This is a genomic window from Streptomyces synnematoformans (assembly GCF_039531005.1).
In the GTDB taxonomy this organism is placed as follows: Bacteria; Actinomycetota; Actinomycetes; order Streptomycetales; family Streptomycetaceae; genus Streptomyces; species Streptomyces synnematoformans.
In genome coordinates, this window is sequence record NZ_BAAAPF010000002.1 from 111,967 (window position 1) to 124,211 (window position 12,245).

Consider the following 12,245-nt stretch of genomic DNA (forward strand, 5'->3'; position numbering starts at 1 on the left):
CGCCGCGCGCTGTCATTACGCTGACCGCATGGGAGCAGAATCGGTGAACGCTGCAGTGGACGACGACCCTCTGGCCAGACGCACGGGCTCCGCCGGCGGCACCGCGGGCCTGCGCCCGCAGTCGGTGATGCTGACCTTCCTCGGCAACTACGTGCTCGGCCGGGACGTCGCCGTCTTCTCCGGCAGCTTCATCGACGTCTTCGCCCGGCTCGGCGTGAGCGAGCACGCGCTGCGCTCGACCCTCACCCGCATGGTGGGCCGGGGCCTGCTCGCCCGGCACCGCCGGGGCCGCAGGATGTACTTCGGCCTCACCGAGCGCTCCGCGGAGATCCTGCGCGACGGCGAGGCGCGCGTGTGGCAGCGCGGGCCGGTCAACACCGACTGGGACGGCACCTGGACCGTGCTGGCCTTCTCGCTCCCCGAGTCCTGGCAGCGGCAGCGGCACGACCTGCGCGCCCGGCTGGTCTGGTCCGGCTTCGGCGCGCTGGGCAACGGCATGTGGATCGCGCCGTCCGGCGTCGACGTCGGCCCCGTCGTGGACGCCCCGGAGCTTGCGGGCCGGGTCAAGGTCTTCTCCGGCATCGCCCAGCCCCCGACGGACGTCGGGCAGATGGTGCGCGACGCCTTCGACCTCGACGGCCTGGTGGCCGGCTACAGCGACTTCCTGCTGCGCTGGGACATGCCGGACCCCGTCCCCGACGCCCCCGACGACCTGGTCCGCTATCTGCGCCTGCTCACGGAGTGGCTGCGGCTCGTCCGGGTGGACCCGCGGCTGCCGGTGCAGCACCTGCCCGCGGACTGGCCCGCCGCCCGCGCGCAGGACGTCGTGCACCAGCTGCGCGGCCGCTTCGAGGGACCGGCCCGGGAGATCGTCGACCGCACCTGCGAGATCGTCGAGCTGGGCTGACGGCCGCGCCATCCGGCTCAGCCCAGCGGCGGCCCCGTGTAGTTCTCGGCGAGTTCGGCCGCGGCGTGCCGGGAGGAGGCGATGCGCTCCAACTGGGCCAGCTGCAGCCGGGTGTCGAAAGGGCTCTGCCCCGGCGCGGTGTGCAGGGTCGTGGTCATGAAGTACGAGAAGTGCTCGGCCCGCCACACCCGGCGCAGGCAGGTGTCCGAGTAGGCGTCGAGGGGCCCGGCGTCCCCGCTCGTGCGGAGGCGGGCGAGGGCCCGGGCCAGGACGATGACGTCGGCGGCCGCCAGATTGAGGCCCTTGGCACCGGCCGGCGGCACGATGTGGGCCGCGTCGCCGGCGAGGAACACCCGCCCGTACCGCATCGGTTCCAGGACGTGGCTGCGCATCGGCAGCACCGCCTTCGCGGTGATCGGGCCGCGGCCGAGCGTCCAGTCGCCGTCGACGGCGAACCGGGCGTCCAGCTCGTCCCATATCCGCTCGTCCGGCCAGTCGGCGGGGTCCGTGCCGTTCGGCACCTGGAGGTAGAGGCGGCTGACGGCGGGGGAGCGCATGCTGTGCAGCGCGAAGCCGCGCGGCGAGTGGGCGTAGATCAACTCGTCGCAGGACGGGGCGACGTCGGCGAGGACGCCGAGCCAGGAGTACGGGTACGTCCGCTCGTACGCGCGCCGGACCCCGGCCGGGACCGCGGCCCGCGCCACGCCGTGGAAGCCGTCGCAGCCGACCGCGTAGTCGCAGGTCAGGGTCTGCTCCCTGCCCCGGTGGCGGTAGCGGACCGCGGGGCGGCCGGTGCCGGCGTCCTCGACCGCGAGCGCCTCGGCCCCGAACAGCAGCGGCGGGCCGTCCTTGAGTTGCAGCGCGATGAGGTCCTTGACCACCTCGGTCTGGGCGTACACCCACACCCGGCGGCCGCCGGTCAGCGACGGGAAGTCGACGCGGCACGAGCGGCGGTCGAAGCGCAGCTCGATGCCGTCGTGGGCGAGCCCCTCGCGGTCGAGCCGGGCGCCGGCGCCCGCCGCGCGCAGGGCGTCGACCGTGCTCTGTTCGAGGATGCCGGCGCGCTGGCGCCGCTCCACGTACGTGCGGTCGCGGCCCTCCAGGACGACGCAGTCGATGCCGGAGCGGTGCAGCAGCCGGGCCAGGAGCAGACCGGCCGGGCCGCCGCCGATGATGCCGACGGTGGTGTGCATCACGTGCCCCCCTCCTCGGGTTCCACGGGTCGTGCCGGACCCTCCGCCACCCCTGACTCCGGTGGCCCGTCCGGCTCTTCGGACGCGGCTTCGGACGCGCCGGTCTCCGCCAGGACCCGGTCGGCGACCGCGAACGCGGCGTTCGCCGCGGGCAGCCCGCAGTACACGGCGGACTGCAGCAGGACCTCCTCGATCTCCCCGGCGGTGAGCCCGTTGCGCAGCGCGGCGCGCACGTGCATGGCCAGCTCCTCCGTGCGGCCGCCGGCCACCAGGGCGGTGAGGGTGACGCAGCTGCGGGTGGCGCGGTCGAGGCCGGGGCGGGTCCAGACCTCGCCCCAGGCGTAGCGGGTGAGGAAGTCCTGGAAGCCGGCGGTGAAGGCGGTCGTGCGGGCGGCGGCGCCGTCGACGTGGGCGTCGCCGAGCACCGCGCGCCGGACGGCCGTCCCGGTGGCGTGCCGTTCCGCGTCGCCGGGCTCCCCCACAGCGCTTCGCGCGTGGGCGGTACCCCCGGGCGGCGCGCCGAAGTGGCCGAGCAGCGCGGCCAGTACGGGCGCCGGGCGTTCGACGTTCGCGAGGTGGGAGGCGTGCGGGATCTCGGTCAGCCCCGCGCCCGGGATGCCGTCGGCCAGCTCGCGGGCGTGCCCCGGCGGGGCCGCCGGGTCCTCGCGGCCGGCGACGACGAGGGTGGGCGCGGCGATCCGCGCCAGGTCGGCGCGCAGGTCGAAGGCGGCCAGCGCCTCGCAGAGGGCGGCGTAGCGATCGGGGTCCGCGCCGCGCAGGTCCGCCACGCGGGCACGGGCCGCGGGGCGGTCCGCGAACGCGGGCGTGAACCAGCGCGCCGGGGCGGCGTCGGCGACCGGGTCCATGCCCTCGTCCCGTACCAGCGCGGCGCGTTCGAGCCACGGGCCGGGGCCGCCGAAGTGCGCGGAGGTGCACACCAGCGCGAGCGCCTCGACGCGGTCGGGGCGGTGGGCCGCGAGCCAGGCGCCGACGGCGCCGCCGAGGGAGATCCCGGCGTACCGGAACCGGTCCAGGCCCAGCCGGTCGGCCAGCTCCAGCACGAGGCCCGCGAGCGCGGCGACGGTGGCGGGGGCGGGCTCCGCGCCGGGGGCGCGGCTCTCCTGCCCGCCGCGGTGGCCGGGCAGCCCCCACCGTACGACGCGGTGGCCGCGGGCGAGGGCGGGCAACTGCGGGTCCCACACGGCCGTCGAGGTGCCCAGGGAGGGGCCGAGCAGCAGCGGCGGCGCGCCGGGCGGTCCTTCGACGCGATGGTGCAGGATCATGCGGCGCCTCCCGCGGTGGTGCGCGGCCGTGCGGCGCCTCCCGTGCCGGGGCGGCCGGGCGCCGGCAGCCCGGGGCCGGGGGCGTCGTCGGGTGGCTCAGCCGACGTCTCAGCCGAAGTCAAGGAAGACCGTCTCCCCTTCGCCCTGGAGGCGTATGTCGAAGCGGTACGTGCGGTTCGGCTCCGGCGCCGCGATCAGCGTCGCGCGCCGGTCCGGCGGGAGCGCGGACAGCAGCTCGTCGGCCGTGCGGGGCGCGTCGGTGAGGTAGGCCCGCGTGTACAGGTGGTGCAGCAGGCCGCGGGCGAAGACGGCGACCGCGAGGTAGGGGACCCCGCCGGGCGGCAGGGTGTGCACCGCCCAGTGGCCGTCGGCGTCGGTCGGCACGCGGGCGAAGCCGGTGAAGACGGTGGCGTCGCGTCCCGCGAACCGCCCGGTCACCGGATCGCGGCGCAGCGACCCCGGCGCGCCGCGGCGGGAGCCGTCGGGCGCGGGCTGCCAGATCTCCACCAGCGCGTCGGGAACGGGTGCCGACGCGCCGTCGTACACGCGGCCGTGCACCGTGAGGGCGTCGGGATGGCCGGCGGGGGCGAGGTCGCCGCCGCCGGTGAAGGGCAGGGCGTAGCCGTAGAAGGGGCCGACGGTCTGCGACGGGGTCGGCGGCAGCGTCATCGGCGGCCCTCCTCGGCCCAGGTGGCGGCGGGCCCGTCGAGCACGATGTCCCAGCGGTAGCCGAGCGCCCACTCCGGGGTCGACAGCTCGTGGTCGTACGCGGCGACCAGACGCTGCCGGGCCGCCTCGTCCGTGACGGACTGCAGGATCGGGTCGTGCGCGAAGAGCGGGTCGCCGGGGAAGTACATCTGGGTGACCAGGCGCTGGGTGAACGCGTTGCCGAACAGGGAGAAGTGGAGGTGGGCGGGGCGCCAGGCGTTGGTGTGGTTGCGCCACGGGTAGGCGCCGGGCCGGACCGTGGTGAAGGTGTACGCGCCGCGGTCGTCGGTCAGGCAGCGGCCCACGCCGGTGAAGTTCGGGTCCAGTGGGGCGGGGTGCTGGTCGCGCAGGTGCGCGTAGCGGCCGGAGGCGTTGGCCTGCCACAGCTCCACCAGCTGGCCGCGCACGGGCCGGCCCGCCCGGTCGAGCACGCGGCCCGTGACGGTGATGCGCTCGCCGAGCGGCTCGCCCGGGTGCTGGCGGGTCAGGTCGTGGTCGAGGTCGGTGACGTCGGTGACGCCGAACACCGGACCGGACAGCTCCGCGGCCTCGGGGTCGGCCACCGCGACGAGCGGGCGCAGCGGATGGCGCAGCGCGCTGCTGCGGTACGGGGCGTAGTCGCGGCCGGGGTGGTGGCGTACGGGCGCGCCGTCGGCGACGGCCTTGGCGTAGGCGTCGCGGGCGCGTGCCATCTCGGCGCCGATGTCGGCCTGGGTGGGCGGTTGTGCGGTCATACGTGCTCTCCTGTCGTCCCCGTCGTCTCCGCCGTCCCTGTCCTCCCGGTCGTCTCCGCTGTCTCCGTCCTCCCGGTCGTCTCCGTCGTTCCCGCGGCCTTCAGCGCACGCAGGGTGCGCAGCTCCGCGGCGGTGGGTGCCGCCGTGGTGCCGACGGCGTCGGCCGTCCTCAGCCGCCACCCGGTGGCCGCCCGCGCCTGTTCCGCGCTGACGCCGGGGTGCAGCTCGGCCAGTACCAGCTCGGCCGTGGCCGGGTCGGGGCGCAGGACGCCGAGGTCGGTGATGACGGCGGTGGGGCCCCGGCCGCGCAGCCCGAGGCGGCGGCGGTCACCGGGGCCCGAGCCGTGGCCCACGGAGGTGACGAAGTCCAGCCGCTCGACGAAGCTGCGGGGCGAGTGGCGCACCACCACCAGGACCTCCCCGCAGCTCGCGGCGATCTCCGGCGCGCCGCCCGCGCCGGGCAGCCGGCCCTGCGGCCGGCCGGGGCCGCGGTCGACGACGGTGGTGTTGATGTTGGCGTGCCGGTCCAGCTGCGCGGCGCCGAGGAAGCCGACGTCGATCCGCCCGGCCTGGAGCCAGTAGTTGAACATCTCCGGCACCGGCACCACGGCGTCGGCGGTGTCGGCGAGTTCGCCGTCGCCGATGGACAGCGGCAGCCGGGTCGGCTTCGAGCCGATCGTGCCGGACTCGTAGAGGAGCACCAGGCCCGGATTGACCGTGCGCCTGGCCAGGTTCGCCGCGGTGCTCGGCAGGCCGATGCCGACGAAGCAGGTCCGCACGTCCGCGAGCGCGCGCGCCGCGTTGACCGTCATCAGCTCGTCGCTGCTCCAGCCGCTCACCGGGCTCCCTCCCGTACGTGGGTCTCCAGCCAGGCGGCGAAGGCGGCGCGGTCGCGGGAGACCGCGTCCCAGTCGCGGTAACGGCCGTTGTCGCGCTCGGAGTAGCCGGCCGCGTACGAGGGACGGGCGCCGTCCGGCACCTCGGCCACGGCGGTGACGGTCCACGCGGGCAGGACGACGGCGCCGGGGCGCGGCTCAAGCGACTCGACGACCTCCTCGACGGTGACCAGCACGCGCCGCGCGGCCAGCGCCGCCTCCTTCTGCACGCCGAGCAGTCCCCACAGCTGGACGTTGCCGGCGGCGTCGGCGCGCTGGGCGTGGATGACGGTCACGTCCGGGTTGAGGGCCGCGACGGCCGCCAGCTCCTCGCCGGTGAAGGGGCAGCGTACGGTGCCGACCGTGTCCGTCCGCTCCGGCAGGCCCGTGCCCGCGTAGCCGCGCAGGACGCCGAACGGCAGCCCGGACGCGCCGGCGACGTAGCGGTTGGCCATTCCGGCGTGGCTGTGTTCCTCCACCTCAAGCGGGCGCGGCCACCCGTTCTCGACCGCGTCCCGGAAGCGGTGCAGCGAGCCGACACCGGGGTTGCCGCCCCAGGAGAAGACGAGTTTGCGGACGACCCCGGCGCCGATGAGCTGGTCGTAGATCACGTCCGGGGTCATGCGCACGAGGGTCAGGTCGGTGATGCCCTGGCGGATGACCTCGTGGGCGGCGGCGAAGGGGATGAGATGGGTGAAGCCCTCCATCGCCACGGTGTCGCCGTCGTGGATCAGCGCGGCGACGGCGTCCCGCAGCGAACGGATCTCGGCCATGGCCCCTGCCCCCTCCTGTCCGGCTGTCCTGACTCTGCTGCGCCGCGCCTCCTGTCTGTTCGCCTGGTGAAGAATCTTTCATCCAATGCTCAAGTCTGTCCTCACCCGCGACGTCCGGTCAACGGGTGGCGCGGCACGGGTCCGGCCGGGATGCGCGGCGGGCGGCGGCGTGCGTGAGGGTGCGTCTTCGGTCAGCCGTCGATGGCCCTGGGCGAGCAGCCAGGCCAGGGCGACCTGCGCGGGCGTGGTGTCAATCTCGGCGGCTACGGCCCGGACCTCGTCGACGATCCGCAGATTGCGTTCCAGGTTGCCGTCGGCGAAGCGGTGGTTGGTGCGGCGCCAGTCGTCGGCGTCAAGGTCGTTCAGGGAGCGGATGCTGCCCGTCAGGAAGCCGCGGCCAAGCGGGGAGTACGGCACGAAGCCGATGCCCAGTTCGCGCAGGACGGGCAGGATCTCGGCCTCCGGGTCGCGGGTCCACAGGGAGTGCTCGGTCTGGACCGCGGTGACCGGATGCACGGCGTGAGCGCGGCGGATCGTGGCGGGGCCGGCCTCCGACAGGCCGATGTGCCGGATCTTGCCTTCGGCCACCAGCTCGGCCAGCGCGCCGACGGTCTCTTCGATGGGCGTGCCGGGGTCCACCCGGTGCTGGTAGTAGAGGTCGATGTAGTCGGTACCCAGGCGCTTGAGCGATCCCTCCACGGCCGGGCGGATGTTGGCCGGGTTGATCCTCCAGGCCGCCGCGGAGATGCTCGCCGAGGACGTTGCGGCGAAGCTGAGCGTGCGCGCGGTCGCCGCGCGTGCGGGGGTGAGCACTGGCTCGCTGAGGTTCCATTTCCCCACCCAGCGGGCCCTGCAGGACAGCCTGCTCGCGCGAATCTACGAGTACCTGCTGCCCGACGACCCGATCCGGGACCGGACACTGCCGCCCCGCGAACGGCTGCTGAACTGCCTGCGGCAGGTTCTCGCACCGCTCGGCACCAACGAGGACGCGCGAACCGCATGGGGCACGATGTACCGGACGTTCATCGAACCCGAGCCGACCGAACAGGTACGCGCCGCGTACCTCGGCCATCAGCGGGAGGCGGAGCGCCGTGTCGAACACTGGCTGACCGTGCTCGCCGAGGAAGGCGCCCTGCCCCCGGGAGACCACACCCGCACGGTCAGGTTCCTTCTCACCGTCGTCCTCAACGGACTCTCGGTCGAACGCGCCCTGCCCACCCGCGAATCCGTCCTCATCGCCGAGATCGAGACCCTCAACGCGGCCGTCGACCACGTCCTCGCCACCGGCCCCGCACCACCCGCCGGTCCGACCGGGCCGTGAACCCGGACCGGCCCCGACGTCATCCTGCTGGACGGCAGCTTCGCCACGTGCGACCGGGCCGGCGGCTCACGCGCGGACTACCGCGCTGCCGGGCGGTCCCACACCGTGACCGCCCGCCCGCGGCCACCGCATCATCCGCATCCGCGAGTCCTGGCTGCCGTCACTGCGTGCGGAGCCGGTCGGCGGCGGACGCCGCGAGGTCTTGCGCCATCCCGCAGAGATCCTCGATGGGCCGTTCGCCCTCGACGTCGAGGCGCACCATCTCGGCGGCGGTCACGGCATCCTGGCCCTTGTACCTGTGGTGCTCGACAAGGGCGCTGCAGGAGTCGCCGTCGTCGTTCGGCTTGACGACCGTGCGGTATCCGCTGAGTGTGAGGACCGTGCCGTCCTGAGCGGAACGGGGCTGGTCCCGGAAGAAGCTCACCTCCGCGTCGAGCTCGTCGACGGTGCCGGACCACTCGCAGCCCCAGTTCGCGATCGTCGTGTCCGGCACGTCGGCCCTGAGGCCGGGGACGGCGGACAGCGCGGTGGCGTCGAGGAGTTCGCAGGCGTTCCGCCAGGCCAGCGAGGTCTGCGGGTAGGCCGGTGCACGGCGGGGGAGCGGGCCGGCGTCGAGGACCTCGGCCGCGCTCTCGGCGGCTCTTTCGGCGACCGTGCACAGGGTGGCGTTGCCGCCGTTCACCGAGCCTTCGCCCATGTTGACGCGCACCTGGACCAGGGTCTCCTCGGCGCTGCCGCCGGTGGTCAGCAGCCGGCTGCACTCGTCGTCCTCCGCCTCGTCGTCGACGATGCTGATCCTCCCGATCGTGCGGGAGGGCCTGACCCCCTGGGGCGGCGCGCTCTCCAGGAGGCGGATGGACACGTCGATCCGGGTCTCGTCGTCGACGCCCACGAGGACGTCGCAGCGGTCGAAGTTCCCGTAGTCCACATCCTTGCGGACGTCCTCGCCGGCGAACTGGTCGAGAGCGGCGGTGTCGGCGAGGGCGCACACGTCCGCCGTGTGCGGGTCGCCGATCAGGGCCTGCGCCCCCGGTCGCCCGCTCTGGGCGGACCGGGACGCGGTCTTCCCGTCCTCGCCCTCACCGCCGAGGACGAGGGCGAGTGCCAGAGCGGTCACGGCGCCGGCAGCGAGCGCGGCCGCGAGCAACGGCCGGCGCCGGCGCCTCGTGACGGTGTCGAGGGCGGCGGTGTCCCCGGGTGCTGCGGCCCTGTCCGCGGGGGTGTCCACCGGGGCTCGGGAGCCGGCCGCGGCGATGTCCTCCAGCAGGTGCCTGGCCTCCGCGGCGTCGGGGCGCTGCCGTGGGTCGCGTCGGAGCATGGCGGCCAGGGCGGGGTACAGCGGTCCCACGGCGTCGGCGTCCATCTCGACGAAGCCCTGCTCGGCCCGCAGGTGCCGCATGCTCTGGCTGTTCCCCCGGGAGCCCGTGTCCTCCCGGTGGCCGTCCCGCTCGTTCTCCCCTCGCGCGCCGCCACGCGGCGGCGTACCGGTGACCAGGGCGTAGAGGGTGGCCGCCAGGCAGAACACGTCCGACGCCGGCCGGGGGACGCTGCCCCGGGCCAGTTCCGGAGCCGCGTAGTCCGGGGTGTAGCTGTACGGGCCGTTGAACGTGATGGTCTCGCTGCCGCCGGCCCGGTAGGCCGCCCCGAAGTCGAGTAACTTCGCGTCGCCGCGCCGGGTGAGGCCGATGTTCGCGGGCTTGACGTCGCAGTGGACGATGCCTTCCTCGTGCAGGGCGGCCAGCGCGTCGGCGAGTTGGGCCCCGATGCGGGCCGCCCGTTCGGGGGAGACCGGCGGCTGCCGGTCCAGGCCGCCGCCGGGCACGTACTCCATGACGAACCAGTACGTGTCCGCCTCGCCCCCGCCGCCGTCCGGCGCCACGGTGACGACGTCGTACAGGGTCACGACGTGGGGATGGTCGCGGAACTTGGCCAGGGCGCGTGGCTCGCCCAGCAGCCGGCGCACCGCGGTCTCGCCCTCGCCCTCCGCCCGCTCCGGCTTCAGCGCGACGTCCTGGCCCACCATCGTGTCGTGGGCCAGCCACACATCGCCGCCGCGCCCCGCGCCGATGACCTCGTGGAGCACGTAGCGGTCCGCGAACTCCTCTCCGGAACGCACAGATCCACCTCCCTCGACCGAACGTACTGTGTAAGGGGGACTGTGCGCAGTGTTACCCAGCCTTCCGCCGGTCGCCCGAGCGGTGGACGCAATCCGGCCGGACGAGCCGGACGTCCGGAAACCGGCGAGCCGCCCACCGGGCGGCTCACTTCTCCGTCTGTTCCTCCTTCACCCTGGTCACCAACTGCGTCGGGTTGACGAAGCGCAACGCGATGACGAGCAGGACCAGCATGGAGAACATGTACATCACGGCCATCGCGTCGATCGACTGCTGGGTGCGGATGCCGGCGGAGAACATCGCGTAGTACAGCGCCACGACGAGCGTCTGGCTCTCCGGTCCCGCGGTGAGGAAGGTCAGCTCGAACATGCCGACCGTACGCACCAGCACGAGCACGGACGCGGCGAGGATGCCGGGCACCAGCAGCGGCGCCAGGATCCGCAGGAAGATCGCCGTGGTCTTCGCGCCGCACATCCGGGCCGCCGCCTCGATCCGCGGGTCGATCTGCTCGATGAACGGGGTCATGGTGAGCACCACGAACGGCACCGACGGCACCAGGTTCGCGAGCACGACGCCGGTGAAGCTGCCCGCGAGATGGAACTTGTACAGCACGGTGGCCAGCGGGATGCCGTACGTCATCGGCGGCGCCAGGATGGGCAGCAGGAAGAGCAGCAGCACGAGCTTCTTGCCGGGAAAGCTCCGCCGGGCCAGGGCGTACGCGGCGGGCACGCCGATGGCCACGGACAGCAGCACCACCAGCAGCGACACCAGCGCCGTGGCCCAGAAGACCTGGCCGAGGGCGAACTCGTCCCAGGCCTCCCCGTACCACTTGGTCGTCCAGCCCTCCGGCAGCCAGGTGGTGAACCAGCGGCTGCCGAACGAGTCGACGAGCGGCACGCCGATGACCCCGGCGAGGTTGACGAAGAACAGCCCGAAGACGAGGACCGTCACCCACGTCACGGGCCGGCCGAACCGCCGCCTGCGCGCCGGCTCCTCCCCGCCGTGCGGCCCGGCGGCGGCGCCGTCCGGCGCCAGCGGGTCGCGGGTGTCGACGTTCCCGGTGGTTCCGGCCATCAGCCCTTGCCTCCCGTCGCGCCGCGGTACAGCAGTGAGCGCCACGTCAGCACCAGGGCGACGACCACCAGCATCACCGCGGCCATGATCATGGCGATCGCCGAGCCCATCGGGTAGTCGAACTGCTGGAAGGCGGCCTCGTACGCCTCGATGGAGATGACGTGCGTGCTGCCGCGCGGGTCGCCGACCAGCTGGGCGGAGGGGAACACCGCGAACGCCAGCACGAAGGAGAGGCAGAAGGTGATCGCCAGACCGGGGGCGAGCAGCGGCAGCAGCACGTGCCGGAACCGCTGGCGGCGGCTTGCGCCGAGGGTGGCGGCGGCCCGCTCCAGGCTGGGATCGATGCCCGTCAGATAGGAGAGCGTCAGCAGGTACGAGAACGGGAAGCCGCTGATCACCAGGGAGGCGAGCACGCCCCAGTAGTTGTGCACCAGGCCGAGCGGCTGGTCGATGATCCCGATGCCGGTCAGTATCTTGTTGAACCAGCCGTTGGCGCCCAGGTAGCCGAGCAGCCCCTGCGCGGTGAGCACGGTGCCCAGCGTGATCGGCATCACCAGCAGCGTCATGACCAGCCGCCGGCCGCGGAAGACGCCGCGGGTGCGGAACGCGACGGGGACCGCCGCCAGGCAGTTGATCAGGGCGGCGGGCACGGCGAGCCGGAGGGTGAGCCAGATCGTCTCGCGGAGGTACGGATCCTCGAAGAACGTGCGGTAGTTGGCGAACGGGCCGCCGCCCTCCGCCGGCTGGAAGGAGAGCTGCAGGCCGTAGACGAACGGGTAGCAGAAGAGCACCAGCAGGAAGGCCACCCCGGGCAGCACGAGCATCGTCGTACGGTCCACGCCGCGCTCCGCCAGGCGGTGGCGCAGCGCCGGGCGGCCCTCCCGGGCGTCGGCGCTCACGGCGCCACCGCCTCGGAGGCCTTCGGATCGGGGGTCTCGCCGGCCGCCGGCCGCCGCGGCTGCGGGTCCGGCGCTCCGGCCTCCTCCCGGGGGAAGACGAGTACCCGCTCCGGCGGCGCGGTCAGCTCGACGGCGTCGTCGGGTGCGAGCCGCGTACGGGTTCTGAAGTGCACCCGCTGGCCGTCGGACAGCCGGCCCTGCACGGCGAGTTCGCGGCCGTGGTACTCGACCACCTCCACGGTGGCCGGCAGCCTCGGCCCGTCCGTCCCGGACTCCGCGGCGCCGGCGGCGGCCGCCGCGTCCAGGTCCTCCGGCAGCAGCGCGGCGGCGGCGTCGCCGGCCGCCGGGGCGCCGTCGCGGCGGG

The 12,245-nt window shown here is 74.2% G+C and carries 12 protein-coding genes and 1 pseudogene; 2 read left to right on the top strand and 11 right to left on the bottom strand.

The window, feature by feature from the left end; all coding sequences use genetic code 11:
• Positions 1-28 precede the first annotated feature (28 nt).
• Positions 29-907 (top strand): PaaX family transcriptional regulator C-terminal domain-containing protein, encoded by an 879-nt coding sequence (locus ABD317_RS01270; protein ID WP_199788925.1) that lies wholly within the window; start codon positions 29-31, stop codon positions 905-907.
• 17 nt (positions 908-924) lie between these two features.
• Here the strand turns inward: ABD317_RS01270 and ABD317_RS01275 are convergent, their stop codons facing one another.
• From ABD317_RS01275 to ABD317_RS01305, 7 genes and pseudogenes are all read right to left on the bottom strand, one after another.
• On the bottom strand, positions 925-2,100 hold the full coding sequence (locus ABD317_RS01275; RefSeq protein ID WP_344286883.1) for a 4-hydroxybenzoate 3-monooxygenase: 1,176 nt from the start codon (positions 2,098-2,100) through the stop codon (positions 925-927).
• Entirely contained in the window at positions 2,100-3,383 is a 1,284-nt protein-coding gene (gene pcaDC / locus ABD317_RS01280) for a bifunctional 3-oxoadipate enol-lactonase/4-carboxymuconolactone decarboxylase PcaDC (RefSeq protein ID WP_344286885.1), read from the bottom strand. The genes ABD317_RS01275 and pcaDC overlap by 1 nt, the downstream gene beginning before the upstream one ends.
• Positions 3,384-3,491: 108 nt before the next feature.
• A complete protein-coding gene (pcaG, locus tag ABD317_RS01285; protein WP_344286887.1) occupies positions 3,492-4,052 on the bottom strand; it encodes a protocatechuate 3,4-dioxygenase subunit alpha in 561 nt (186 codons plus the stop codon).
• A complete protein-coding gene (pcaH, locus tag ABD317_RS01290; RefSeq protein ID WP_344286889.1) occupies positions 4,049-4,825 on the bottom strand; it encodes a protocatechuate 3,4-dioxygenase subunit beta in 777 nt (258 codons plus the stop codon). Before pcaH ends, pcaG begins: the two co-directional genes overlap by 4 nt.
• Positions 4,822-5,637, bottom strand: a complete 816-nt coding sequence (locus ABD317_RS01295; protein ID WP_344286922.1) for a CoA-transferase subunit beta — start codon at positions 5,635-5,637, stop codon at positions 4,822-4,824. The genes pcaH and ABD317_RS01295 overlap by 4 nt, the downstream gene beginning before the upstream one ends.
• A gap of 23 nt (positions 5,638-5,660) precedes the next feature.
• The gene (locus ABD317_RS01300) at positions 5,661-6,473 is read right to left on the bottom strand and encodes a CoA transferase subunit A (RefSeq protein WP_344286891.1); all 813 of its coding nucleotides are present in this window, start codon (positions 6,471-6,473) and stop codon (positions 5,661-5,663) included.
• 78 nt (positions 6,474-6,551) lie between these two features.
• Positions 6,552-7,193, bottom strand: a pseudogene (locus ABD317_RS01305) (aldo/keto reductase); the annotation flags it as partial.
• Here ABD317_RS01305 and ABD317_RS01310 point away from each other — a divergent pair.
• A complete protein-coding gene (locus ABD317_RS01310; RefSeq protein WP_344286893.1) occupies positions 7,183-7,794 on the top strand; it encodes a TetR/AcrR family transcriptional regulator in 612 nt (203 codons plus the stop codon). The pseudogene ABD317_RS01305 and the gene ABD317_RS01310 sit on opposite strands and share 11 nt — an antisense overlap.
• 160 nt (positions 7,795-7,954) lie before the next feature.
• Here ABD317_RS01310 and ABD317_RS01315 read toward each other — a convergent pair whose 3' ends face one another.
• The 4 genes from ABD317_RS01315 to ABD317_RS01330 all read right to left on the bottom strand — a co-directional run.
• Positions 7,955-9,910, bottom strand: coding sequence for a serine/threonine-protein kinase (locus ABD317_RS01315; protein WP_344286895.1), 1,956 nt, complete (start codon positions 9,908-9,910; stop codon positions 7,955-7,957).
• 145 nt (positions 9,911-10,055) lie between these two features.
• Positions 10,056-10,982 carry an ABC transporter permease subunit gene (locus tag ABD317_RS01320; RefSeq protein ID WP_078627412.1) on the bottom strand — a complete coding sequence of 309 codons (927 nt, stop codon included), beginning with the start codon at positions 10,980-10,982 and terminating at the stop codon, positions 10,056-10,058.
• The gene (locus ABD317_RS01325; protein ID WP_027752221.1) at positions 10,982-11,881 is read right to left on the bottom strand and encodes an ABC transporter permease subunit; all 900 of its coding nucleotides are present in this window, start codon (positions 11,879-11,881) and stop codon (positions 10,982-10,984) included. The genes ABD317_RS01320 and ABD317_RS01325 overlap by 1 nt, the downstream gene beginning before the upstream one ends.
• Positions 11,878-12,245, bottom strand: a 368-nt coding sequence (locus ABD317_RS01330; RefSeq protein WP_344286900.1) for a TOBE domain-containing protein, incomplete at its 5' end; no start/stop codon positions are given. The genes ABD317_RS01325 and ABD317_RS01330, both read right to left, overlap by 4 nt.